The sequence below is a fragment of the Burkholderia sp. 10_S31 genome (assembly GCF_056930375.1).
The window spans coordinates 157623-182392 of record NZ_JBXOWK010000002.1 but is presented as its reverse complement, the minus strand read 5'-3'; the positions used below and the strand labels follow the sequence as shown (position 1 = coordinate 182392).

At 64.5% G+C, this 24770-nt stretch carries 20 protein-coding genes and 1 pseudogene; 4 read left to right on the top strand and 17 right to left on the bottom strand.

Annotation, left to right across the window (positions count from 1 at the left end; translation table 11 throughout):
• Positions 1 to 41: 41 nt before the first annotated feature.
• The 9 genes and pseudogenes from AC1Z3W_RS15455 to AC1Z3W_RS15415 form a co-directional block, all read right to left on the bottom strand.
• On the bottom strand, positions 42 to 659 hold the full coding sequence (locus AC1Z3W_RS15455; protein WP_057927677.1) for a phage tail protein: 618 nt from the start codon (positions 657 to 659) through the stop codon (positions 42 to 44).
• A gap of 37 nt (positions 660 to 696) precedes the next feature.
• Positions 697 to 1038, bottom strand: coding sequence for a DUF6916 family protein (locus AC1Z3W_RS15450; protein ID WP_063791554.1), 342 nt, complete (start codon positions 1036 to 1038; stop codon positions 697 to 699).
• A 67-nt stretch (positions 1039 to 1105) separates the two neighbouring features.
• Positions 1106 to 1720: a GNAT family N-acetyltransferase gene (locus AC1Z3W_RS15445; protein ID WP_124834488.1), complete on the bottom strand. Its 615-nt coding sequence runs from the start codon at positions 1718 to 1720 to the stop codon at positions 1106 to 1108.
• Between the two features lie 641 nt (positions 1721 to 2361).
• A pseudogene (locus AC1Z3W_RS15440) lies at positions 2362 to 2610 on the bottom strand (GGDEF domain-containing protein); the annotation flags it as partial.
• Between the two features lie 194 nt (positions 2611 to 2804).
• The gene (locus tag AC1Z3W_RS15435) at positions 2805 to 3155 is read right to left on the bottom strand and encodes a RidA family protein (protein ID WP_483507916.1); all 351 of its coding nucleotides are present in this window, start codon (positions 3153 to 3155) and stop codon (positions 2805 to 2807) included.
• A 40-nt stretch (positions 3156 to 3195) separates the two neighbouring features.
• A complete protein-coding gene (locus AC1Z3W_RS15430; RefSeq protein ID WP_483507915.1) occupies positions 3196 to 4536 on the bottom strand; it encodes an NAD(P)/FAD-dependent oxidoreductase in 1341 nt (446 codons plus the stop codon).
• 156 nt (positions 4537 to 4692) lie between these two features.
• The gene (locus AC1Z3W_RS15425) at positions 4693 to 5463 is read right to left on the bottom strand and encodes a pyrroline-5-carboxylate reductase (RefSeq protein ID WP_483507914.1); all 771 of its coding nucleotides are present in this window, start codon (positions 5461 to 5463) and stop codon (positions 4693 to 4695) included.
• A 49-nt stretch (positions 5464 to 5512) separates the two neighbouring features.
• Entirely contained in the window at positions 5513 to 7186 is a 1674-nt protein-coding gene (locus AC1Z3W_RS15420; RefSeq protein ID WP_483507913.1) for an electron transfer flavoprotein-ubiquinone oxidoreductase, read from the bottom strand.
• 231 nt (positions 7187 to 7417) lie between these two features.
• Positions 7418 to 8671 (bottom strand): MFS transporter, encoded by a 1254-nt coding sequence (locus tag AC1Z3W_RS15415; RefSeq protein ID WP_242431861.1) that lies wholly within the window; start codon positions 8669 to 8671, stop codon positions 7418 to 7420.
• Between the two features lie 677 nt (positions 8672 to 9348).
• Here AC1Z3W_RS15415 and AC1Z3W_RS15410 point away from each other — a divergent pair.
• From AC1Z3W_RS15410 to AC1Z3W_RS15395, 4 genes are read left to right on the top strand one after another with little or no spacing between them, the layout of a single operon-like run.
• Complete coding sequence (locus AC1Z3W_RS15410; protein WP_057927669.1) at positions 9349 to 10536, top strand: NAD(P)/FAD-dependent oxidoreductase; 1188 nt, start codon at positions 9349 to 9351, stop codon at positions 10534 to 10536.
• 10 nt (positions 10537 to 10546) lie between these two features.
• On the top strand, positions 10547 to 11155 hold the full coding sequence (locus AC1Z3W_RS15405) for a HutD/Ves family protein (RefSeq protein WP_057927779.1): 609 nt from the start codon (positions 10547 to 10549) through the stop codon (positions 11153 to 11155).
• Positions 11156 to 11168: 13 nt separating this feature from the next.
• Positions 11169 to 11918, top strand: a complete 750-nt coding sequence (locus AC1Z3W_RS15400) for an electron transfer flavoprotein subunit beta/FixA family protein (protein ID WP_057927668.1) — start codon at positions 11169 to 11171, stop codon at positions 11916 to 11918.
• Positions 11919 to 12848, top strand: coding sequence for an electron transfer flavoprotein subunit alpha/FixB family protein (locus tag AC1Z3W_RS15395; protein WP_124834496.1), 930 nt, complete (start codon positions 11919 to 11921; stop codon positions 12846 to 12848).
• Positions 12849 to 12973: 125 nt separating this feature from the next.
• Here the strand turns inward: AC1Z3W_RS15395 and hutG are convergent, their stop codons facing one another.
• From hutG to AC1Z3W_RS15355, 8 genes are all read right to left on the bottom strand, one after another.
• The gene (gene hutG / locus AC1Z3W_RS15390; protein ID WP_483507912.1) at positions 12974 to 13777 is read right to left on the bottom strand and encodes an N-formylglutamate deformylase; all 804 of its coding nucleotides are present in this window, start codon (positions 13775 to 13777) and stop codon (positions 12974 to 12976) included.
• A gap of 336 nt (positions 13778 to 14113) precedes the next feature.
• The gene (gene putA / locus AC1Z3W_RS15385) at positions 14114 to 17857 is read right to left on the bottom strand and encodes a bifunctional proline dehydrogenase/L-glutamate gamma-semialdehyde dehydrogenase PutA (RefSeq protein ID WP_483507911.1); all 3744 of its coding nucleotides are present in this window, start codon (positions 17855 to 17857) and stop codon (positions 14114 to 14116) included.
• Between the two features lie 86 nt (positions 17858 to 17943).
• Entirely contained in the window at positions 17944 to 18774 is an 831-nt protein-coding gene (locus AC1Z3W_RS15380; RefSeq protein ID WP_483507910.1) for an ABC transporter permease, read from the bottom strand.
• A gap of 4 nt (positions 18775 to 18778) precedes the next feature.
• Positions 18779 to 20050 carry an ABC transporter permease gene (locus tag AC1Z3W_RS15375; RefSeq protein ID WP_175826570.1) on the bottom strand — a complete coding sequence of 424 codons (1272 nt, stop codon included), beginning with the start codon at positions 20048 to 20050 and terminating at the stop codon, positions 18779 to 18781.
• A gap of 236 nt (positions 20051 to 20286) precedes the next feature.
• The gene (locus AC1Z3W_RS15370; protein ID WP_057927663.1) at positions 20287 to 21360 is read right to left on the bottom strand and encodes an ABC transporter ATP-binding protein; all 1074 of its coding nucleotides are present in this window, start codon (positions 21358 to 21360) and stop codon (positions 20287 to 20289) included.
• A gap of 229 nt (positions 21361 to 21589) precedes the next feature.
• Entirely contained in the window at positions 21590 to 23200 is a 1611-nt protein-coding gene (gene pruA / locus AC1Z3W_RS15365; protein WP_057927662.1) for an L-glutamate gamma-semialdehyde dehydrogenase, read from the bottom strand.
• A 12-nt stretch (positions 23201 to 23212) separates the two neighbouring features.
• Positions 23213 to 23335 (bottom strand): hypothetical protein, encoded by a 123-nt coding sequence (locus AC1Z3W_RS15360; RefSeq protein ID WP_260428319.1) that lies wholly within the window; start codon positions 23333 to 23335, stop codon positions 23213 to 23215.
• Positions 23336 to 23408: 73 nt separating this feature from the next.
• Entirely contained in the window at positions 23409 to 24557 is a 1149-nt protein-coding gene (locus AC1Z3W_RS15355) for a branched-chain amino acid ABC transporter substrate-binding protein (protein WP_057927661.1), read from the bottom strand.
• Positions 24558 to 24770: the final 213 nt, after the last annotated feature.

The following is a 24770-nucleotide window of genomic DNA, read 5'->3' as shown; positions in this document are numbered from 1 at the left end:
CTTGATTGCGTGCCGCTCATGCGGCACGCGCACTTTACCGATTACCCCCGCGACGGGAATACACCGGTCAGTGCAATGATGAAATTGATGCCGACGTACGGGTTACGCAGCGAGAACGGCGTACTGCCGCCAGCCGGGCCGTTCTGGATCGTCGGCGCCGTAACCGGCAAGGTCACGTCGAACGGCTTCAGCGTCGTATCGGCGGCCACCGTGCTGTAGAGGTCGCCCTGGCGATTCGACACGCTGACCGTTCCCAGCACCGACGTATTGCCGGGCACCGCGCTTTGCGTGCTCGTGTCCGTCGAAGTCGACGCGGGGATCGAGATCGATCCCTGCGCGGCGCCGGGGGTCGACACCGTCGCGACGTGCGTATGGAGCGGCATGTTCTGCGTCGTCAGCGATGCGCCTTCGGTGCCGCCGATCTGGCCTATCTCGACCGCGGACAATCCCAGTCCCTGTCCAACACCAACTGGCGTGCGGCTGCGCAAATCCGGCAACTGAAACGTCGTCGTGCCGTTACCGCCGTAGTACGTGCCAAGCAACGAGAACAGCGCCTGGTTTTGGGAAATCGCCAACACCTCGCCCTGGCACAATGCCCATCCGTAGGGAGCAAAGTTGAACCCCACCATGCGGATTTCACCCAGATACGGATCACTCATCACACGCCTCCTCTCTTGCGGGAAAAGAAGAAAAACCCTACGCGTCGCTGCGCGGGCCGGCGGCCCCGGCAAGTTGATCGGTACGACAGTGCACGACGACGGTGAGTGTCGAGCATCCGTTCTCGGTGGGCCGCGTCGGTGTCGCGAGCAGCGCCCACGCATGGCCGGCCGGAGATACGATGCGATAAACGTCCTGCGGACGATGCACACCGCTGGGCAACGCGAACGTTGCCGAGTAGCAGACGAACTGGTCGTTCATCGGGAGGCCGGGCGGTGCATCGAGGAGTACAGCGTCGACCGGCTCGCCGCCGCTGGCGCCAAACGTGAACCGTTGCCCGATCGCATCGAGCAATTCGGCATGGGTAGGGATGGACAGCACGCACGCCCCCGATCGTTGTTTGTTCGTTGTACCGGTAACCGGCACGGCCGGTCGCGGTCTTTCGTTGCTACTGCCTGATGTCCGTACTGCTCGCGGCCTGCGCGCCTTCGATCGCGAGGCCTGGCAGGGGCCTCACGTTCGCCCGGTCGAACGGCACGGCGGGGCGCGTCATCTGCAGGTAGATCCCGTTCTCGCCGGTCTGCTCGAATCCGCACCGCCGATACAGAGCCCGCACCGGGTTGTTCATTTCCACATAGAGCACGACCGGCATTGCGCAGGCGGCTGCCAGCGATACGATCGCGTGCACGAGCCGCGTGCCGACCCCGGCCCCGCGATGCGCGGGCAGCAGCGCGATATCGATCACGCGCACTTCACCGCCCCGCCAATCGTGATAGAGGCGACCGATCGCATGCTCTCCGAGCATCACCACATCGAACCGGCAATGCGGATAGTGCGCTCGGTAATACCTGTCCTGCATCGAAAACTGCTCGACCAGCAATGCCGCGATGCGATCCGCGCTCAACCCGGCCTGCACGAACTCGTCGATCCGCGTGCTTTCGAATACGGTGCGCAGGAATGCACGGTCGCTTTCCTGCGCAGGCCGCAGATGCAGCAGATCGCCTGCCACGTCGGCACGATGCATCAAACCGTCGACGGCGCCTCCGAGGCTCTTCTCGGCCATGGGCGATTCATTTCCTTACAAAACCAAAACAACGGATTGGCACGCCTTGCATCACGGTCGTCCGATTTAAACTGACTAAACCGACCGATGCGAGGAGGATATTAGTCTAGGGAATATGTACTAGCAACTACGTGGCCCCCCATCTACCTCCGCACATACCCTGATCGACATTCGTGTATTTGCCGCGAAAAATCATTGGTTTATCGGCTGCTGGTCGAATCGCTCCACTGCACATCACTGTTTCAGGAAATTCGCCGAGATAACGCGTGCATTTTTAATGTACCCGGCAGAGGCTCAGCGCTCCGGCCTGCGGATGCGCGCCTGAACGCCGCGTCGTCGTGGCCGACCTGCCGTTCGTACTCAATGCTTCGCTGGCAAGACAACGAGGCGTCGCGCCTTCGTCGCATCAAGGAAAGTTTAATGAAAATCAATTAATTTTCGTTAATCGCCCATCTCGAGTGCAGGGCCGATTCGCCAGTCACACCGCCGGGAATGCACCGCTCGAGTTCATTTTTTCGGGCGCAATATCGATATGCACCGAGTCGCCCCAAGTCGGTGTTTCGGATCACACCGCCGGAATTGCTTTCGCTATTCCCGATGGGTGCCCGGGATGTTCACAGCGGCGGCGGCACATTCAGGCATTACCCGGGGACCTGAAAGGTCGCGACCTTGTTTCGGCCCGTCGCCTTCGCGTAGTACAGCGCCCCGTCGGCCGCCCTGATCACCACCCGCGGATCACCTTCCTGATCGTCCATCCAACTCGCCAGGCCAATGCTGGCGGTAATGCGTCCGTATTCGCTACCGATGTGCTCGAGTACCAGCTCATCGATCGCTGCGCGAATGCGTTCGGCGACCTGAACGGCATCTGCCTGGGGCGTATCCGGGAGGAGCCCCGAGACACTGAAGGCGTTCAATGGGGAGAGGATTCGTGTGGTCGCCCAATTGCCACGCCAGGAAGAAATGAGGCTGATCCGGAATCCGGGCAACTGGGTATTTCACCAGTTGCCGTCACGCGCGCGGTCTCCGAGCAGGAAAAACCGTTGGGAGAACGGTTGCTGCAGCGCACGACCGGCAATGGCAGCGTTCAGATCGCCGCCACGATCACGACCTCGATCAGCTTTTCAGGCGAAGCCAGTTGCGCCCCCACCGTCGCGCGCGGCGGCGCCTGCCCGGGCGTCACCCATGCATCCCACACCTCGTTCATCTTCGCGACCTGCGACATGTCGGAAACGAAGATCTGGCAGGACAGGATGCGCGACTTGTCCGAACCCTGTTCCGCGAGCAATGCATCGATCGAAGCCAGTACCTGGCGGGTCTGGCCGGCCATGTCCTGGGTGACGTCGCTCGGCACCTGGCCGGCCAGATAAACGACACCTTGGTGCACAGCGGCCTCGGACAGGCGTTTTCCTACGTAACTGCGTTTGATTTCGGGCATCTTTCGATTTCCAGATTCCAGATGAGTAATTCAACAATGATCATCGTTCCCGGCCGGCCACTGCAGCCTGGTACTTGATCGCGGAGACAACGCCGATGCGGCGGAACGGTTCGGGCGGCAGCCAGTTGGGCCCTTCCATGGCGAGCGCGTCGGACAGATGCGACGACTGTGCGCCCATGGCCATTTCACCCAGCAACTTGCCGTAGGTGCTGCCCTTCAGCACCCCCGCGCCATTGCATCCCAGCGACGCAAACAGGCCCGGGCGCAATTCACCGAAGAACGTCGCACCGTTTCGCGTCAATGCCGTGGTTCCGCCCCATACGTGTTCGAAGCGATGAGACTTCATGTCCGGATAGCGATTCCGGTAACTGGCGGTCAGTTGCGCCAAGGTATCGGCCGGCGATTGCTCGCGCTCGTACGAATACGCGCTTCGCACCATGAAACGCCCGTCCTGAATGCGACGCAGCGTGGTCCCGAGCCGGTTGGCGGGGATGACGCCCCATTCCGATGCATCGCCGAGTTTTTTCAGTTCGGACTCCGGCAACCGTGGCGTGACGGCCGCATACGTAAAGATCGTGATCAGCCTGTCACGGAGGATACCGAGCGACTTCGCGAATCCGTTGTTGGCCAATACGACGCGCTTGGCGCAATACTCCGCCCGGACCGTGGCAACCTTGAAAGGCGACGCGCCATCCAGCGAGACGACCGGTTCGTTTTCAACCAGAACGACATTTGACGGAAGCGCATCGGCCAGCCCTCGAATCAGCGCCGCGGGCTGCACGAAGACGTTGCTCGGCGAGTGAAAGCCGTACCGATAATATGCAGTTCCAAGCTTTTCGGCGAGCGCGTCCCGGTCGAACTCCTGGTATGCCACGCCCCACTCCCGATATTGGGCCAGCGCCGCGTGGAGATTCCGGACACCCGCTTCGGTCGCGGCCGCATGAAACTTTCCCGCCGCGTTCCAGCCGCATTCGATCCCGTTTTCGCGAACGAGCCGCTCGAGCCAGCGAAGACCCGCGTCATACATCCGGATCTGCCTGCGCGCCACCTCCAGCGGGCTGGTATGCCCGCCCAGCTTCGTGTTGTGCGGCAGGTTGATGATGAAGCCCGAGTTGCGGCCCGACGAGCCTTCTCCAACGCTCGACGCCTCCAGCACCAGCACCTGCTCGTCGGGACACAGCTCCGCGATGCGTCGCGCCGCCGCGAGGCCCGTATATCCGCCTCCGATGACGATCGATCCGAAGCTGCGGATCGTCGTCGGGCCGCGCGCGAGTCGCTCCGGCAACATCGCGTTCCAGCCCGAGCCTTGCCGGTAAGCCGGATACGTCGCACCCGGCGTATCGGGTGTATCGGGCGTCGAATGGTGAGTGTCGATATTCATGAGTGTCTGGCCACGATCGAAAATGTTGCCGGACCTTCGGGCGTTTCCCGACAGGCCAGCGTGTTTTCATCTTGCGCCGCCCGCACTCTCATGGTGCTTGCATCAACATCGCTGATGCCGAAACTCAGCGGAACTTGTCCTGACCGGACTGGACGTTCAGGCGCGGCCTTCCACGCGCGCCAGAATGCGATCGAGCGCTTCGCCGTAGTACCGATAGGCGCCATGCGCAGTGAGTTCGGCATGCAACTGCTCGTTCAGGCCGCCGGGCGTCATGCAGTGCTCGATCATCTCGGCAAACGACTGGCCGGTGCGGGTCGTGTCGTGGGCCAGGCCCACGCAGTAACCGGACAGGAATGCACGCGCGGCGTCGTATCGAAGCCCTTGCTGCGTCAGCCATGTCGCCTGGTGTTCGAGCACCGCATAGAAGCTGGCCATCGTCGCCGTCACGGCGTGCACCGCATCGAACTGTTTCTCGCTTTCCACCTCGACAGCCTCGCCGAGCCCGGCAAACAGCGATCTGGCGACTTCATCCGGCGGATAGATCGCCGTACTGCCTTTGAGATCCGCGACCGCCGGCAACGGTATCGCGCGAGCAAGCCGGCTCGCGGGATGAACGAGTCGACTCAACGTCTCGATCGACGTTCCCGGGACGAAGGTGATGACGTGGTGCCGCGCTTCGAACCGAAGCGCGTTCAGCACGTCGACGACAATTTGCGGTACGACCGCGAGACAGACGACGTCCGACGCGTCGAGCACCGCCTGATTGGACGTACAGACCTGAATGCGGGCATCCAGCGCGGCAAGTTCCGCGGCCGTTTCGGCGTTTCGCGGCGACAACGCGATCCGGTCGAACGAGAAGCCCGACCGGATCAGGCCGGTAACGATGGCTTTCGTGATGACGCCGGTTCCGATAAATCCGAGATTCAATTTTTTCGCTCGTGGCTCGTGGTGGGAGGGTCGACTTGAATCGACGCGCTTACATGTTCGGATAATTGGGGCCGCCACCGCCCTCCGGGGTGACCCATACGATGTTTTGCGTCGGATCCTTGATATCGCAGGTCTTGCAGTGGACGCAGTTCTGCGCATTGATGGTCAGCCCCTCGGTACCGTCGGCTTTCGTCCCGAACTCGTAGACGCCGGCCGGGCAAAACCGCGCTTCCGGGCCGGCATACTTCGCCAGGTTCACCCGCACCGGAACGCTCGCATCCTTCAGCGTCAGGTGCGCGGGCTGGTTTTCCTCGTGGTTCGTATTCGACAGATACACGGACGACAGCCGGTCGAACGTCAGCTTCCCGTCCGGTTTCGGATAGACGATTTCCCTGCAGGCCGATGCGGGCCTGAGTGTCTCGTGGTCGGCGTGCCGGTGATGGAGCGTCCACGGCGCGCGGCCGCCGAGCACCTTCTGTTCGAGGCCTACCATGAACGTGCCCACGTAGAGCCCCTTGCTCATCCATTGCTTGAAATTTCGCGCGCGATGCAGTTCGTCCTTCAACCAGGAACGCTCGAACGCCTGCGGATACTCGACCAGCTCGTCGCGCTGTCGGCCGGCGCGCAGCGCTTCATGGGCGGCCTCCGCGGCCATCTTTCCGCTCGCAATGGCCGCATGGCTGCCCTTGATGCGCGACGCGTTGAGAAAACCCGCGTCGCAGCCGATCAGTGCGCCGCCCGCGAACGTGAGCTTCGGCAACGACGTCAGCCCGCCTGCGGTAATCGCACGGGCGCCGTACGACACCCGCTTGCCGCCTTCGAGGAACTTGCGAATCTCGGGATGCGTCTTGTATCGCTGAAACTCCTCGAACGGCGACAGGTACGGGTTCGAGTAGCCGAGGCCGACCACGAAACCGACGACCACCTGATGGTTGTCGAGGTGATAGAGGAAGGACCCGCCGTACGTATCGCGGTCAAGCGGCCAGCCGGCCGTATGAATGACGAGCCCTGGCTTGTGCATGGTCGGGTCGATTTCCCACAGCTCCTTGATGCCGAGGCCATGCACCTGCGGATCGGCACCGTCGCGAAGCTTGAAGCGATCCATCAACTGACGACCGAGATGGCCCCGCGCGCCTTCGGCAAACAGCGTGTATTTCGCGTGCAGTTCCATCCCGAGCTGGAAGTTCTCGGTCGGCTCGCCGTTCTTGCCGACGCCCATGTTGCCGGTCGCGACGCCTTTGACTTCGCCGCGCTCGCCGTACAGGATCTCGGCCGCCGGAAACCCGGCGAAAATCTCGACGCCCAGTGACTCGGCCTGCTGACCGAGCCAACGCGTCACGTTACCCAGGCTGACGACGTAGTTGCCATGATTCTTGAAATTGTCGGGCAGCAGCCAGTTCGGAACCTGCTTCGCACCGCGTTGCGACAGGAACAGGAAGCGGTCTTCGGTCACCTCGACGTCGAGCGGCGCGCCCTTCTCGCGCCAGTCCGGCATCAGCTCCTGAAGCGCACGCGGATCCATGACCGCGCCGGAAAGCGTATGCGCGCCGATCTCGGAGCCTTTTTCGAGCACGCAAACACTGACGTCCCCGCCGCTCTCGAGTGCCAGCTGCTTGATCCGTATCGCGGCCGACAGTCCGGCCGGCCCGCCGCCGACGATGACCACGTCGTACTCCATGGATTCGCGTGGGCCGAATTGCTCGACGAGATTCTGTGTGTTCATGTCTGAATATCGCAAATTTTCAAATGGGTAGTCACCGGCCAACTGCGACCCTGGTCGCGGCCCGCTCGCGCGTGGCGTCCCCGCCATGATTCGCACGACACGTCGAGCCCATCCTACCCATCGAGAATGCGACGTCACGCGATATAAACGGACGTGATGCTCCAAACAACCGCCGCTTGGATTGGCGAGCGGATGCAGCGGTCGGGAGCGCCGCCCTCGAATCGATCCGACTCACTTGCGGGGAGCGGATGCCTCGCTCAACAACTTGCCCTTCGTTTCCGGCGCCAATGCATAGGAAATCACGCCGCCGACGAGACTGATGCCCGCGGCGATCATCATCGCGGCACCCACACCATACGTTTCGATGATCACCGGCAGGAGGAAGGTGCCCATGGCCGCGCCGACACGCGAAACGGCCGTGGCGACGCCGACGCCGATCCCGCGGATTTCCGTCGGAAACACTTCCCCGGGATACACGCCGGTCAGCACCGTCGAAATGGCGTTGACCAACGAGAACGTGAAGAAGCAGACGAGGATCAGCGCCGACGAAACGTCGGAGAACAGCGCCACGCTCATCAGCGCGATGGCGGAGACGAAGAACGGCGGAATGGCCAGCACGCGTCGCCCCACCTTTTCGATCAGCATCACCGCGATGATCGTCCCCAGCACGGCGACGCCGTTGAGCACCAGGCCGCCCGTCATTCCCTCCTTGAGCCCCAGCCGCTCGAGAACGATCGGTGCGAACGCGCCGATGGCGAAGTAAGGCGTGACGTTACATACCCAGAACATCGACACGAAGAAGGTGGTCTTGAAGTATCCGGGCGAGAACAACGATCGGAATCCATACTTTTCGGCCGCGCCACCCGGTTGCAGTTCCCGGAGTTCGTCCTGCTCCATGTATTCCTTCGCCAGCGCCTTCGCTTCGGCGACTTTGCCCTGGCTCATCAACCAGCGCGGCGACTCGGGCGTGCCGAGGCGCATCAGGAAGACAACGACCGTCGGCACCGTGCTCAGGCCCAGAATGACCTGCCAGCTGGCCATCGAGGACTCGGTCAGCCCCCAGCCGATCGCATACGACACGAGATAGCCGACATACCAGACCAGCTCGAGCATCGCGAGCAATTTTCCGCGCAGGCGCGCCGGCGCAAATTCGGCGAGCAACGGCCATCCGATCGAATAGTCCGCGCCGATCGCAATCCCCATCACCAGACGCACGACGAAGAGCTGCCACGCTTCGGCAACGAAGAACTGGGCCGCGGAGCCGACCAGGAAGATGGCGAGGTCGACCGTGAACATCGGCCGGCGTCCGACCCGGTCCGCCAGCCATCCGCCGAGCGGGCCGCCGATGAAGATGCCGATCAGCGCCGATGCGCCGATCAACCCCTGCCAGACCGACGACAGGTGCAGGTCGCGGGTGATCGCAGGCATCACGATGCCGATGCAGCCGAGGATGAATCCATCGATGAACATGCCGCCCGAAATCACGGCGGTCAGTTTCGTGAGGAATTTTCGGTGTTTGCCGGATAGTGCCGCCGCAGGCAGGGAATGAGCGGGAACGGTACGAGAAAATGCCTTTGACACGATGATGTCTCACGTGGACACCTTCAGGCTCGACAGGCAACGTCAGTGCATATTCCGGCCCGAACTGCCGCACTGGACGATCAACCCGCAAGCGCTATCGGCGGCCAGTCTCCTTGGTAAGTTGATGTTTTGCGCGGCATGCGCCGCGCAACCGGGCCGACGCGTCGACCACCGCGTCGAGCAGTCACCGCCACCCGGACATTGCGATACGCTGCACGAAGGCGTTGCCGCCGGATACATGGCGTGCGCCGTGAATCGGCCGGATCGGACCGTCCTTCCGCGGCAAATCGACCGTTTTCCGGTCGTTTTTCGACCGCTTCCGCAACGCGTCCGGTTCGGCGTCGAAGCGATCTTATGGTTTGACGTCCGACATATCGGTCGACATAAGATCCCCTTATGCTCGACACAATCATGCGTTGATTTTCCCTGCCGCGCACGCGACCGGATCCTTCCGCTCGATACCGGCAGCGCCCGCTCGCCACGCTGCGCCTTTTGCTAAAAATTGCCCGCGCTTATATTGCCGGGCTCCGTTTTTTTCCGAGTCAGACTCGTTCACACCCTGACCAGAAGGAAACGGAATCATGAACTCGTATGACGTCGTCGTAATCGGTGCTGGCGTGATCGGCAGCTCCGTGGCGTTCCACCTGTCGAAGCTCGGCGCCAAGAACGTGCTCGTTCTGGACCGGGGCACGATCGGCGCCGGCACGACCTCGCAGTCCTCGGGCATCCTGCGCACGCACTACTCCGTCAAGGAGAACGTCGAGCTGGCCCGCAAGTCGTGGCACGTCTTCAATACGTTCCCCGAGTATCTCGGCGACGACGAAGCATCGTGCGGCCTCGTCAAATGCGGCTACATGATCGTCGCGTCGGAAGGTGACAAGCTCGAACCGCTGCGCGCGTCGCTCGACCAGCAGAAGGAACAAGGCATTCCGCTCGAATTCCTCAACCGGCAACAGGCCGCGGAACTGCTCCCGATCGCCCGCTTCGACGACTGCGCGCTGATCGGCTACGAGCCGGAAGCCGGCTTCGCCGACGCCTATCTCGTCGCGACGAGCTTCGCGCGTGCCGCCCGGCGCGGCGGCGTCACCGTGAAGGAAAACGTCAACGTCGACAAGGTGCTGATCGAGAACGGCAAGGTCGTCGGCGTGTCGACCGATATCGGCGAATTCAAGACGTCGATGGTCATCAGCACGCAGAACATCTGGACGCCGGAACTCGCCGGCTGGACCGGCAAGACGCTGCCGATCATGCCCGAGCGGCACGCCGTGCTCGCGCTCGAGTGCGATGCGGCCAAGTACACGTTCTCGATGCCCGTCTTCAAGGATCTCGCGTCGCCCGGCATGCTGTACTACCGCAGCTATGGCGGCAACCAGATGCTGGTCAGCGAAGGCATCGTCGGCGAAAAGCTCAATGCGGCCGACGTCGAGCAGGGCGATATCCCGATGGACTACATCGTCGATGTCGGCGCGCAGGTCGCCGAGCGCTTCCCGAACTACGAAACGGCCGGCATCGCGTCGTCGTGGACCGGCGTGTACGACGTGACCCCGGACTGGAACCCCGTGCTCGGCAAGCTGCCGGGTATCGAAGGCCTGGTGGTCGGCTACGGATTTTCCGGGCACGGCTTCAAGCTGTCGCCGACCGTCGGTCTCGTGCTCGCGCAGGAAGCGCTCGGGCTGCCGACCGAGGTGTCGCTGAAGCCGTATTCGATCGAGCGCTTCGCCACCGGCGAATTGCTGAGCGGCAAGTATGGCCTCGGCGCGGTGTCCTGAGGACGCCATCGTGTCGCTGATCGACGTGTATCCGATCGACGCGATTCCGACCGAGCCCTGGCGCAATGGCGGCGGCACGACGCGGACGATCGCGACCGGCGGCGCCGATTGGCGCGTCAGTCTCGCGTCGATCGAGCGTGATGGCCCGTACTCGCGGTTTCCCGGCATGTCGCGCGTGTCGCTCATCCTGGGCGGCCAGGGCGTCGTGTTGCGCAACGACGCAGCGGTCGTACCGCTGCGGCCGATGCGCGTGACGGCGTACGACGGAGACGCGGACTGGGGCGCGACGCTCGTCGATGGCCCGTCGGTCGCGCTCAACGCGATGACCGCGAAGCGTCGATATCGGGCGAACGTCCGGCTGGTCGACGAACCGATCGCCATCGCGCCGGGGTGTCCGGCGATCGTCGTCGCGCTGGGCGGCGGATGCGATTTCGCCGAAGGGCCCGATGCGAACCGGCGCGCACTGCCGCCAGGCAGCGTACTGGTATCGGAACACCATGCCCGCACGCTGCGGCTCTTTCCGCGGGCCGCGTGTGCCGGCCCAACCGGCACGGCGTCGTACGCGGCGCTCGTGACCATCGAACCCGTGCTGGCGACCAACATCACTGAAACGTCATGAAAAGGTGTGTGAAATGAAAGTTATTGCAGCCGTGAAACGCGTGGTGGACTACAACGTCAAGGTGCGCGTGAAGTCCGACCATACGGGCGTGGAAATCGGCAACGTCAAGATGTCGATGAACCCGTTCGACGAAATCGCCGTGGAGGCCGCCACGCGGCTGAAGGAAGCCGGCCACGCGACCGAGGTCGTCGCCGTGTCGTGCGGCGTCGCGCAGTCGCAGGAAACGCTGCGCACGGCGCTCGCGATCGGCGCCGATCGCGGCGTGCTCGTCGAGACGGACGCGGAACTCCAGCCGCTGGCCGTCGCGAAACTGCTGAAGGCCGTGATCGACAACGAGCAGCCGCAGCTCGTCATCCTCGGCAAGCAGGCGATCGACGACGACGCCGGGCAGACCGGCCAGTTGCTGGCCGCCCTGCTCGACTGGCCGCAGGCGACGTTCGCCAGCCACATCGAGATCGGCGACGGCGTCGCGACGGTGACGCGCGAGGTCGACGGCGGCCTCGAAGTGATCTCGCTGAAACTCCCGGCCATCGTGACGACCGACCTGCGACTGAACGAGCCGCGCTACGTCACGCTCCCCAGCATCATGAAAGCGAAGAAGAAGCCGCTCGACACCGTCACGCCGGCCGCCCTCGGCGTCGATCCGTCGCCGCGGCTGAAGACGCTGAAGGTCGTCGAGCCGCCCGTTCGCAAGGCCGGCGTGCGCGTGCCCGACGTTGCGACGCTGATCGAGAAACTGAAATCCGAAGCCAAGGTGATTTGAATGACGACGCTTGTTATTGCCGAACACGACAATGCTCAACTGAAGAGCGCGACACTCCACACCATCGCCGCGGCCCGCGCGCTGTCGAACGGCGTTCACGTGCTTGTCGCCGGCCACGCCGCGCAGCCGGTCGCGCAAGCGGCGAGCCAGGTCGCGGGCGTCGACAAGGTCATCCACGTCGACGCGCCGCATTTCGCCGACGCGCTCGCGGAAAACGTGGCCGCACAGGTGCTGGCGCTCGCGGGCGACTACACGCACATCCTGTTCCCCGCCACGGCCGCGGGCAAGAACGTCGCGCCGCGCGTCGCGGCCAAGCTCGACGCCGCGCAGATTTCCGACGTGATCGCGATCGATTCCGCGGACACGTTCCAGCGCCCGATCTATGCGGGCAACGCGATCGCCACCGTGCAGTCGCCGGACCCGGTGAAGGTCGCGACCATTCGCACCACGGCGTTCGATGCGGCACCGGCGCACGGCGGCAGCGCACCGATCGAAACCGCGCCCGCGGTCGCGGATACCGGGTTGTCGACCTTCGTGCGCCGCGAAGTGGCGAGCAGCGACCGGCCGGAACTGACGGCCGCGCGCGTCGTCGTCGCCGGCGGCCGCGGCCTCGGCAGTGCGGAGAACTTCGCGCTGCTCGACCCGCTCGCGGAAAAGCTCGGCGCGGCGGTTGGCGCATCGCGCGCGGCGGTCGATTCCGGCTACGCGCCGAACGACTGGCAGGTCGGCCAGACCGGCAAGATCGTCGCGCCGGAGCTGTATGTCGCGATCGGGATTTCGGGTGCGATCCAGCATCTGGCCGGCATGAAGGATTCGAAGATCATCGTGGCCGTCAACAAGGACGCGGATGCGCCGATCTTCGGCGTGGCCGACTACGGTCTGGTCGGCGATCTCTTCGATATCGTCCCGCAATTGACGAACGGGCTCTGAGCACTGCTTCGACACGCGGGTAGCCGGGCCGGCTCCCGCGTTTGCCGCCATCACCGGATCTCCGTGATGGCGGTTTTTTTCGGCTTGCAGGCACGCGGCGGCACGTGCCCCGCGAGCGGCATCACTCAACGATCGACGCTCCGCAATGCATCGACCGCCGCGCGCATCATGCGCGCCACAACCGGCCCGACCCGATCGGCGCGGTCCACCCGATAGTCGAACGGCGGCGTCTCGTCCATGTAGGTCGACTGGCACATCTCGAGCTGGATCGCGTGAACGCCGTCAGCCGGCCGGCCATATTCGCGCGTGATGTATCCGCCCTTGAAACGCCCGTTCGCCACCCAGGTGAACGGCTGGCGATCGAGCGTGCCGGTCACCGCGTCGATAATGCGCGCATCGCAACTCGCGCCCGAGTTCGTGCCCAGGTTCAGGTCCGGCAGCTTGCCGTCGAACAGCCGCGGCAGCACGCTCGCGATCGAGTGCGCCTCCCATAGCAACACCGCGCCGTGCGCCGCCTTCAGGCGCGCGAGCTCGGCGCGCAGCCGCGCGTGATACGGCTGCCAGTACGCATCCAGGCGCCGCGCGATTTCGGCCGCGTCGGGCGCGGCACCGCTCGCATAGAGCGGCTCGCCGCGAAACGTCTCGGTCGGGCACAGCCCGGTCGTCGTCTGTCCCGGATACAGGCTTTCACCGCTGGCCGGCCGGTTCAGGTCGATCACGTAGCGCGACACGCGCGCCGCCAGTATCGACGCCCCCGCATTCTTTGCGAACGCATAGAGCCGGTCGAGATGCCAGTCGGTATCCGCGACGTGTGCCGCCACGTCGGTCAATTGACTTCGGACCTGCGGCGGGATGTCGGTGCCGAGATGCGGGATCGAGATCAGGAGCGGCAATTCCCCCTGATGAAAGTGGAATACGGCGTCGGTCAAGATGGAATCTCCATGGAGGAATGAGGCCGGGATGGATGGACTGCTTCCGGGCGCCCGGTCGCACGTAGTCGGTCGCACGTAGTCGGTCGCGCGTGGCCGGTCGAACGAGCCGGACAAGCCGGACGCCAGGCCCGGTCGCCGGTGCGGTTCCGCATGCGTCGCAGCGACAACGGCCAGCGCCACTTCGGCACGCGGCCAAGCAACGACGCGACGGGATCCGTTCGAATCCCGTCGCGCCGCCCGCCTCGCGCTCGATCGACTTCCGGCTGGACACGTCGAATGGCTGACGGGAAATCGGCGTTGCCCGAACGCCGAATGAAGGTGAGAAGCGATCGGCTACGCGAAATCCTCGCTCAACACCATGAGCTGCGTGTTTCCACCGGCAGCGCTCGCGTTGACCGTCGTCACGCGTTCGCGAACGAGGCGGGTCCAGTCGTACATGCCGTGAACGTCCGGCGCGAGCACGACGGCGCCGGCATCCGCCGCGGCGGTACGAATCGACGCCACCTGCGCGTCGTCGCCGTCGACCAGCACGACCGCCGGGCGAACGCCCGCGATGTCGCCGCGAACGACACGCTGCACATCGTCCGTGTCGACGATCCGGCAATATCCGGCGAGACGCGCGGCCACGTCACCCGCCATCGGCGACTTCAGCAGGATCACTTCGTTACCGAATGCCGTCGCCGCGACGGCCTGCGCGATCACGCTGCTCATCGATGCACCCGCGCAAAGGACCTGGCCGCGGGCGAGCACCTCCGTCGTGTTCTCTTCGCCCGTCAGGGCCGGCAGGCCGACCGGAAGCGTGTCGACAATCAGGCGGGAAAGCCTCGTGCTCGCATTCGCGATGACGTCGGCCGCTGCCAGGCGCCGTTCCGATGCCAGCGAGAACAGCGCATCGACCCGAGCGCGGCTCGCCTGTTTCGCTTGCTGAAGTGCGGCCTGCCGCGCCACGAAGCGGCCGTCGCCGGTCTGCATCGGAAACTCGTAGAACTTCTCGCTGTTCAGCCGGGAAGACGGCGCGAACGGACCGTTCGCGCCCGCATACGCATTGGGAATCTGCCGGGTAAGCGCAAGCAGCGTCAGCGGACCGCCCATCATCGGTCCCGTCCCCGACGCACCCACGCCGCCGAACGGCTGCATGCCGACAAACGCGCTGTGCATCGCGCGATTGACGCACACGCTGTTGGCGGTCGAACGCGACAGCAGCATGCCGGCAGCCTCGTTGATGCGGGTATGCAACCCGACCACGCCGCACCCGATTGCGTTCAGGCGGTCCATCAGCCGGTCCATTTCGCCCGTCTTCCACCGGACGACGTGCAGCACGGGGCCGGCGATCGCGAGATCGACGCCCGACAACGCGTCGAGCGTGCCCAGGTCGACGATGGCCGGCGCGACGAACTGGCCTTTCGCGCAGTCGCCCGATACACGGGCACGGATCACCTTGAATCCGCGGCGCGCCATCTGTGCGAGGTGGCCATCCAGCTGGTCGCGAAGCTTGCGTGTCGCCACCGGCCCGATGTCCGTCGCCGAATCCAGCGGATCGCCGATGCGCCGCTCGCTCAGCATCCCCGTGAGCATCCGCAGCACGATCTCGGCCGTGGAGTCCTGCAGGCACAGGATGCGCAGCGACGACGCGAGTTGCCCGGCATGCTTGAAAGCCGACACCATCGCGTCGGAGATGACCTGTTCGGGCAACGCCGAGCTGTCCACGACCAGCGCGTTCACGCTGCCGACGATCGTGACGAGCTTCGCGGCGCTCGACGCCTGTGCGAGCTGCAACGCGATCGCCTTTTCCACACGCGACGTGCCCGTGAAAAGAACGGCCGCAACGCGACGGTCGGCGACGAGCGCGCGTCCGACTTCCTGTCCCGAGCCCAGCAGAAGCTGGACGACGCCGTCGGGCATACCGGCCTCGAGGAACAGGCGGACTGCCGCATGGGCGACCAGCGAACCGCCCGATGACGACGGCTTGGCGATCACGGTATTGCCGGCCGCGAGCGCGGCGGCGATCTGACCGACCGCGGTTGCCAGCGGCGACGCCGACGGCGTGATGCTCACGACCGTACCGAGCGGCTCCGCCGCTTCGAGACGGCTGTCCGTTCTCAGCTGATAGGCGTACAGACGGCAAAGGTTCACGGACTTGCGAATCTCGTCGGCCGCTTCCGCCAGGGTCGCACCACTTTCCAGCACCAGCAGCGCACCGAGCCGGCACGCGCTCTGCTCGATTCGTTCGGCTACCGAATCAAGGCACGCGGCGCGATCGGCCACGGACTGCTGACGCCACGCGGCCGCCGCATGCACGCCGGCAGCGAGTGCCGATGCGACCGCGTCCGGCCTGCATGCGGTCACGCTGCCGATGACTTCCGACGAATCGCTCGCACCGAACACCAGCGCGGTCGCATCGGAATGGATGTCCGATACGCCGGCGACGATGGACTGTGCGCTCAGCCGATTCGCGCGCAGTTCCGCAATGGCCGCATCGAACTCCGCCGACTGGCTGAAACTCAGCGCCGCGGCGTTGACGCGCCCCGGCAGCACGCCCGTCGGCGCGACGATGCCGGCATGCGGGCGGCCACCGGTGCGCGCCGCGCGCGCGACCGGATCCTCGACGATGTCGTCGATGCTGACCGCCTCGTCGACGATCTGGTTCACGAACGACGAGTTCGCACCGTTCTCGAGCAGGCGCCGGACCAGATAGGCCAGCAGCGTCGCGTGCGGCCCGACCGGCGCGTAGATGCGGCATGCACGGCCGAGTTTCGACTTGCCGACGACCTGGTCGTAGACGGTTTCGCCCATCCCGTGCAGGCACTGGAACTCGAATTCCTGGTTCCCGCCCAGCGTGAACGCCGCGGCGAGCGAGAACGCGTTGTGCGTCGCGAACTGCGGGAAGATCGCATCGGGCGCGGCCAGCAGCGCCTTCGCGCAGGCAATATAGCTGACGTCGGAATGCACCTTGCGCGTGAACACCGGGTACCCGGCCGCCCCCGCATCCTGCGCGAGCTTGATCTCGGTATCCCAGTACGCGCCCTTCACGAGGCGGATGTTGATGCGCCGGCCGGTCGCGCGAGCGAGCGCGATGATCCAGTCGGCCACGGCGCGCCCGCGCTTCTGGTACGCCTGGAGCGAAATGCCGATGCCGTTCCACCCGCGCAGGCTCGGTTCGCGGCAAAGCCGCTCGAGCATCTCGAGCGTCAGGTCGAAGCGCGCCGACTCTTCCTGGTCGAGGTGGAAGCCGATCTGGTAACGCTTGGCGAGTTCCGCCAGTTGCAGCAGCCGCGGATACAGCTCCGCGATGACCCGCTCGCGCTGCGGCAGTTCATAGCGTGCGTGCAGGCCCGAGATCTTCACCGAGACACCCGGGCCTTCGATCGGCCCCTGCCCGCCGGCGTCCTTGCCGATCGCTTCGATCGCATGCTTGTACGAATTGAAATACGCGAGCGCATCCTCGTCGGTCAGCGCGGCTTCGCCGAGCATGTCGTACGTATAGCGATACCCGCTCGCCTCGTGGCCTTTCGCGACCCCGATGGCCTCCTCGATCGTCTGCCCGGTGACGAACTGCTTGCCGAGCATCCGCATCGCGTAGGCCACCCCCGCGCGCACCACGGTCTCGCCGCCCTTTCTGAGCACGCTCATCAGCGCCTCGGTCAACGCGGCATCGTCCGGCTTCTTCAGCAGCTTGCCGGTGATCAGCAGGCCCCACGCGGTCGCATTGACGAAGAACGACGGCGATTTGCCGAGATGCGCGCGCCAGTCCGCATCGACGATCTTGTCGCGAATCAGCTGGTTGCGTGTTTCCGTATCCGGAATGCGCAGCATCGCTTCGGCGAGACACATCAGCGCGATCCCCTCGCGGCTGTCCAGCGAAAATTCCTGCGTGAGCAGATCGACGCCGCCCGCGTCGATGCGCGCATCGCGAACGCCCTGTGCGAGCTTGCCCGCGAGCGCCTGCGCCTTCGCGAGCGTCGGGCCATCCATTCTGGCTTCCTGCATCAGCGCCTGCACGACGACCTGCTCGTCCAGCGAGGAAGCGTCGACGATTCTCCGGCGCAGCGCGCTCAAATCCGTCGATACCGTTTGCATTGGTTTGAATTCCGTCAGCATTTTGATAGACCCACTGATTGCTTCGACTATGTGTCGTGTTTCGCTTGCGTCGAAACACGCGATACTCAACCGGCCTGCCCGCGCAGCCGTTCGGTGCGGCGCCGCAGCCACTCGAGCGTGACGAGAAGCAGTGTCGAGACGACCACGAGCACGGTTGCAACGGCGAGGATGGTCGGGCTCAGCTGCTCGCGGATGCCGGCCCACATCTGCCGCGGGATGGTCCGCTGGTCCGGGCCCGTCAGGAACAGCGCGACGACGATCTCGTCGAACGACGTCGCGAACGCGAACAGCGCGCCCGACACGACGCCCGGTGCGATGATCGGCAACTTGACCTGCCAGAACACGCGCATCGGCGACGCGCCCAGGCTGCGTCCGGCGCGCGTCAGGGTCTCGTTGAAGCCCGCCAGCGTGGCGGTCACCGTCACGACGACGAACGGCACGCCGAGCGCCGCGTGCGCGAACGTCAGGCCCAGCAGGCTGCTGGTCAGTCCGAGCGGGCTGAACGCGAAGTACACGCCGACCGCGGTGATGATGACCGGCACGATCATCGGCGAGACCAGCACGCCGGTGATGAACGACTTGCCCTTCAGTCGCGGATGCATGAGGCCGAGCGACGCGAGCACGCCCAGCAGGCTCGCGAGCAGCGTCGAGCCGACACCGACGATCAGCGTGTTGCGAAGCGCGAACATCCATTCGGCGCTGTCGAAGAACTCCGCGTACCAGCGGAAGCTGAGGCCGGGCATCGGATACGTGAAGTACGGCTGCGAATTGAACGACAGCGGCATCACGACCAGTACCGGGAGCACCAGGAACAGCAGCACGAGCAGCGAGATCGCGACGTGCGCGTAGCGTCCCGCGCGGCCCCAGATCGTTACGTAGGCAGGAAAATTGAACATGGCTTCACCCCAGCTTCACGCCGGCACCGCCGGTCAGTCGAACGAACATCCCGTACACGATCAGCACGCCTGCCAGCAGAATCGTGGCCAATGCGCTGGCGAGCCCCCAGTTCAGCGTCGAATTCACGTGGTTCGCGATGTAGTAGCTCGCCAGTTGGTCTTCCGGACCGCCGACGATCGCGGGCGTGATGTAGTAGCCGACCGCGAGGATGAAGGTCAGCATGCCGGCCGCGCCGACGCCGGGCAGCGTCTGCGGGAAGTACACCTGGAAGAACGAGCGGATCGGGCCGGCGCCGAGCGAGCGCGCCGCCTTCATGTACAGGTTCGGCACGCCCTTCATCACGCTGTAGAGCGACAGGATCGCGTATGGCAGCAGGATGTGCGTCATCGCGACCAGCACGCCGAAGCGGTTGTAGATCAGCGGCAGCGCCGAATCGGTGAGGCCGAGCCGGATCAACCAGTCGTTGAGGACACCGTTGGTCTGCAGCACGACGACCCATGCGGTCGTGCGCACGAGGATCGACGTCCAGAACGGCAACAGCACCATGATCATGAGGACGTTGCTGTATCGCGCCGGAATGTTGGCCAGGAAGTAGGCGACCGGATAGCCGAACAGCAAACACAGCAGGCTCACCGCGATACTGACCCAGGCCGTGCGCAGAAAGACGCCGATATACAGCCGCTCGCCCGGCGACTGACGGACGATCTCGCCCGTTTCGTCGCGCTTGAAGTCGAGGGCCTTCAGGTAATAGCCGAAGGTCCAGGGCGACGCCGCGTACTTGATGGTCGACCACGTGCGAAGCTCATCCCAGCGCGGATCGATCGCCGACATCCGCGCGCGCCACGTTCCGCCCGACGCGGCCGTGTCGTCCGCGAGATGCCGGGCCGTCTTCATCAGCAGGCCGCGCATCCCGGTCTCGTCGTAGTTCAGGCGGGACGCGATGCGGCTGAGCCCTTCGCCGGCCCGGCTCGCGACCAGTTCCTTCCCGAACGTCGCATACAGCTGCTCGTCCGGCAGCTTGCCGGCCTTCGGTTCCCATTCGCGCAGCATGGCCGCGGTATGCGGCAGTTCCTGCGACACCGTCGGGTCGCGCAGGCTTTTCAGCAGCAGGCTGCCGATGGGGACGAGGAACGTCACCAGCAGGAAGGCGAGCAGCGGAAACATCAGCAGCATCGCCTTGATCTGACCCGCACGTTCGGTCCTGCGCAATCTGGCTTTGAGCGCCTTCGAATCGGGAACGGCAACGTTCTCGATCCCGTGTGTCATGACCGTCATATCACTCGGAAGAATCATCATGTTCGGCGGTTGCAACCGCGCCTCCTGGTATGGACAGTGGTCGGTCCGGTTACTGCCGGGCCGGCCGGACCGCAAACTTCTGGTTCAGGTCGCCGGCTCGGTCCGCGCAGAGCATGACGATAAGGAATCCAGATAATTAACTCCGGTTCGCTGCGTGGTCTCCACGCTGAATTGCCCCGGCGTTCCGGCGAGACGCCGGCCCTGCTACATCGACGTTACAGTGCTCGACACGCGTCGGCCATCCAGCCGATATCGACGGCGTCGCCGATCCGCAGGTTGCGCGCGGCGCCGTCGTTGGGCAGCTTCACGATGAAATCGCCACGGCCGCACACCTGCATGACGATGCGCAGGTGGTCGCCATAATAGATCAGGTCCTTCACGCCGGCGTTGAACACGTTGTCGCATCCGCGCGCCTGCTCGCCCACCGCGATGCGCTCGGGACGCAACGACACGCTGGTGTTGCCCGACAGCTGGATCCCGCCGTTCGCGCTGGCATGGATCGCCTGACCGCCGTCGAGGCGAACGACGCAGCGCGGATGGTCGAGCGAGGACACGACGCCGTTGAGCTCGTTGCTCTCGCCGATGAAGCGGGCGACGAACGCGTTTGCGGGCTTCTCGTAGAGCTCCGACGGCGACGCGAGCTGCTGGATGATCCCGTTGTTGAACACGGCGATCCGGTCCGACATCGTCATCGCTTCGCCCTGGTCGTGCGTGACGTAGACGACGGTCAGTCCGCTCTGCTCGTGAATCTGCTTGATTTCGTACTGCATCTGCTCGCGCAGCTGTTTGTCGAGCGCGCCGAGCGGCTCGTCCATCAGCACCAGCGCCGGCTCGAACACGAGTGCGCGTGCCACGGCAATGCGCTGCTGCTGGCCGCCGGACAACTGCGCCGGCATGCGGTTCGCGAACTTCTCCATGTTGACCATCCGCAGCGCCCGCATCACTTTCGTGTCGATCTCGCTTTTGGAGACCTTCCGGACCTTCAACGGAAACGCGAGGTTCTCCGCGACCGACTTGTGCGGAAACAGCGCATAGCTCTGGAACACCATGCCGATGTTGCGGCGCTCCGGCGGGATCCGGTTGATCGGTTTGCCCTGGAGGAGAATCTCGCCGTGCGTGGCGGTTTCGAAGCCCGCGAGCATCATCAGGCAGGTCGTCTTGCCCGACCCGGACGGCCCCAGCATCGTGAGAAATTCGCCCTGCTCGATCTCGAGGTTGAGATTTTTCACGACCAGCGTTTCGCCGTCGTAAGTCTTCTGGACGTTCTTGAATGAGACGATCGTCGACATCGTATTCTCCTGTGGGTCAGAGTTGGCGCTTCAGCGCTTTATGTCGGCCGGAGTCAGTGCTTCAGCACTTACTCCGGCCCCATGCTTCGCATCCGATCCCATGCTTCACGATTGATCAGAGTCGGCGCACGTGCGCCTGCGTCGACCGGAGCCTTGCTTCAGCATCGGCTCCGGTCCCATGCTTCGCACCCTGACCTCATGCAAAGCTTCGCGGAAAACCTGTCCGGGCTTACTCGCCGAATCGCCACTCACGCGGCGGCAGGTACGTTTCCTTGACCACGCGCGGCGACGCCCAGCGCAGCAGGTTCAGGTACGAGCCCGCCTTGTCGTTCGTGCCGCTCGCCCGACCGCCGCCGAACGGTTGCTGGCCGATCATCGCGCCGGTCGGCTTGTCGTTCAGGTACAGGTTGCCCGCGGCGTTGATCAGCGCGGCTTCGGCCTGGTGCAGCGCGAAGCGGTCGGTGCTGAAGATCGAGCCGGTCAGCGCGTACGGGCTCGTCGCATCGATGAGCTCGAGCGTGTCCGCCCACGCGTTGTCGTCGTAGACGAACACCGACAGGACCGGGCCGAACAGCTCTTCGGTCATCAGCGCGTGCTTCGGATCCGAGACTTGCAGCACGGTCGGCTCGACGAAGTAGCCGGGATCCGACCAGGTCTTGCCGCCCGACACGACGGTCACCGCGCTGTCTTCCTTGGCGGCACCGATCACGCGTGCGAGCTTCTGGTACGACGCCTGCGAAATCACCGCACCCATGAAGGTGCTCGCGTCGGCGACGTCGCCGACCTTCAGTTCCGCCAGGCGCTCGCGCAGTTCCTTGCTCACCGCCGGCCACAGGCTGCTCGGAACATAGGCGCGCGATGCGGCGCTGCACTTCTGGCCCTGGTACTCGAATGCGCCGCGAATCAGCGCGATCGCCACTTCGGACGGGTTCGCCGACGCATGCGCCAGCACGAAATCCTTGCCGCCCGTTTCGCCGACGAGACGCGGAATCGTGCGGAACGCGTCGACCTTCGACGCCACGCCCTTCCACAGCGACTGGAACACCGCCGACGAACCCGTGAAATGGATACCGGCCAGATCGCGCGAAGCGAGCGCGACGCGCGTGGTCATCTCGGCGTCGCCGGGCACGAAGTTGATGACGCCCGGCGGCAGGCCCGCCTCCTCCAGCGCTTCGTAGAAAATGTAATTCGCGAGCGCCGACTTTTCGGACGGCTTCCAGAGCACCGTATTGCCCATGATCGCCGGCGCGGTCGTCAGGTTGCCGCCGATGGCCGTGAAGTTGAACGGCGAGACCGCATACACGAAGCCTTCGAGCGGACGCCAGTCGGCGCGGTTGACCGCGCTCGGCACCGACAGCGGCTGTTCGGCGTACACGCGCTGCGCATTGAACGCGTTGAAGCGCAGGAAGTCGATGAGCTCGCACGCGCTGTCCGGCTCGGCCTGGTCGATCGTCTTGCTCTGGCCGAGCATCGTCGCCGCGTTGATCTTCACGCGCAGGCGCGTCGCGATGATTTCGGCGGCCCGATGCAGAATCGTCGCGCGGCTGGCGTGCGTGAGGCTCGCCCAGTCGCGCGCCACCGCTTTCGAGCTCGCGATGGCTTCCGACACCTGCGCTTCGGTCGGGCGGTGGATGCGGGCCAGCACGCGCTGATGATCGTGCGGCGCGCGCACCTCGACCGTATCGTTCGAGAAATATTTCTTCCCGCCAATGACGGTCGGGATGTCGACGACTTCGCGTTGCCCGAGGGCCTTGCTCAGTGCGTCTGCGGCTTCGGTTCCCGGGCGGAACGACACTTCCGGTTCGTTGGCCGGCAGCGGAAATTGTGCACCTGAACTCACGCTAACTCCTTGTCAAATCGTTTCGATAAAACCGATCGGGGATGGCGCATCGGCGCGGTTTTCGGCAGCGTTTCCCGAATCGGTCACTTCAGTTTCGAGAGTAGTGGCTGCCAAAAAAGCCCCGTGCTTCTTCATGTCGACTTATGCAAAGAATCGGACATCGTTATGGAACGCCGACGCCCGGGCCCGTTACTGGCGTGAACAGGCCTTACTCCGCCCCGATCGTCGTGACCGGAACCCAGCGGCCGCCCTTCACCTGATAGAGCGTCGAGGTCGGGTTCTTGAGGTCGCCGTTCGCGTCGAACGCGATCTTTCCGGTGATGCCTTCGTAGTGCGTGTTGCGCAGCGCGGGCAGGAAGTCGGCGGGTTTCGCGGAATTGGCCTGCTTCATCGCGTTGATCGCCACCCACGCGCAGTCGTACGCAAACGGCGCATAGGTCAGCATGTCGGAACCGAACCGGTTCTTGTATTTCTGGACGAACGCCTTGCCTTGCGGCAGCGAGTCGATCGGCCGCCCGTATTCCCACGCCATCGCACCCTCCGCGGCCGGCCCCGCGTCGTTGATGAAGATGCGATCGGCAATGCCGCCGCTGCCGACGAACTGGGTGCGCATCCCGAGTTGCCGCATCCGTTTCGTGATGAGGCCGCCCTGGACGTCGAGACCGCCGAAGTACAGCAGATCGGCCTGTGCGGCCTTCACGTTCGTGAGCTGCGCGTTGAATTCGACGGCCTTGTCGTTCGTGTATTCCGCCAGCTCGATCTTGCCGCCGGCCGCGGCGACGGCCTTCTTGAACTCCTCCACCGCGCCCTGGCCGAACGCGGTGCGGTCGTCCATCACCGCGATGCGCCGCGCCTTCGTGACGGTCACCGCGTACTTGCCGGCATTGCCGGAGTTCTGCGCGTCGGTCGCAATGATGCGGAAGACGGTCTTCAACCCCTGGCGCGTAATGGCCGGATTGGTCGCCGCCGGATCGATCAGCGGAATGCCGGCTTTCGCGAAAATCGGCGCGGACGGCAGCGCCACGCCGGAGTTGTAGTAGCCGACCACCGCGGCCACGCCGTCGTCGACGAGTTTTTGCGCGACCTGCACGCCGATGCGCGGGTCGCCCTGGTCGTCGACCGCATCGAGCTCGAAACGGACTTCCTGCCCGCCCAGCTTGATGTGCTGCGCATTCGCCTCCTCGATCGCGAGGCGCACGCCGTTCTCGATGTCCTTGCCGCTTGCCGCGCTCTGCCCGGTGAGCGGACTCGAGACACCGATCTTGACGACCTGTTGCCCGTAGGCCGCACCGCAGGCGACGGACAACGCAATGGCGCTCAGGCCGGTGGCGAGCGCCTTGTGCGAAAAATTGAGCATGGGTTCAGTCCCGCAGAGAAAGGAAAGGAGAGATCAATCGCCGTGACGGCTTGGCTCGACATCCGGCCCCGATTATCAGGGTCGTATATCGACCAATGAATCTGAACATTTGTTCAGTACATGCGCGGCTCGCTGTACTATATAACCGGCCTGCCTGATATCAAAAATAAAAACGCACGGTCTGCATGCACGTTAACACTAATAATTTGTCGT

Bases quoted from the DNA above. Each gene is read 5' to 3' on its own strand.
- AC1Z3W_RS15455 (WP_057927677.1), bottom strand. From the start codon at position 659: ATGAGTGATCCGTATCTGGGTGAAATCCGCATGGTGGGGTTCAACTTT.
- AC1Z3W_RS15445 (WP_124834488.1), bottom strand. From the start codon at position 1,720: ATGGCCGAGAAGAGCCTCGGAGGCGCCGTCGACGGTTTGATGCATCGT.
- AC1Z3W_RS15435 (WP_483507916.1), bottom strand. From the start codon at position 3,155: ATGCCCGAAATCAAACGCAGTTACGTAGGAAAACGCCTGTCCGAGGCC.
- AC1Z3W_RS15430 (WP_483507915.1), bottom strand. From the start codon at position 4,536: ATGAATATCGACACTCACCATTCGACGCCCGATACACCCGATACGCCG.
- AC1Z3W_RS15420 (WP_483507913.1), bottom strand. From the start codon at position 7,186: ATGAACACACAGAATCTCGTCGAGCAATTCGGCCCACGCGAATCCATG.
- AC1Z3W_RS15410 (WP_057927669.1), top strand. From the start codon at position 9,349: ATGAACTCGTATGACGTCGTCGTAATCGGTGCTGGCGTGATCGGCAGC.
- AC1Z3W_RS15400 (WP_057927668.1), top strand. From the start codon at position 11,169: ATGAAAGTTATTGCAGCCGTGAAACGCGTGGTGGACTACAACGTCAAG.
- AC1Z3W_RS15395 (WP_124834496.1), top strand. From the start codon at position 11,919: ATGACGACGCTTGTTATTGCCGAACACGACAATGCTCAACTGAAGAGC.
- putA (WP_483507911.1), bottom strand. From the start codon at position 17,857: ATGCAAACGGTATCGACGGATTTGAGCGCGCTGCGCCGGAGAATCGTC.
- AC1Z3W_RS15380 (WP_483507910.1), bottom strand. From the start codon at position 18,774: ATGTTCAATTTTCCTGCCTACGTAACGATCTGGGGCCGCGCGGGACGC.
- AC1Z3W_RS15375 (WP_175826570.1), bottom strand. From the start codon at position 20,050: ATGACGGTCATGACACACGGGATCGAGAACGTTGCCGTTCCCGATTCG.
- AC1Z3W_RS15370 (WP_057927663.1), bottom strand. From the start codon at position 21,360: ATGTCGACGATCGTCTCATTCAAGAACGTCCAGAAGACTTACGACGGC.
- AC1Z3W_RS15360 (WP_260428319.1), bottom strand. From the start codon at position 23,335: ATGAAGAAGCACGGGGCTTTTTTGGCAGCCACTACTCTCGAAACTGAA.
- AC1Z3W_RS15355 (WP_057927661.1), bottom strand. From the start codon at position 24,557: ATGCTCAATTTTTCGCACAAGGCGCTCGCCACCGGCCTGAGCGCCATT.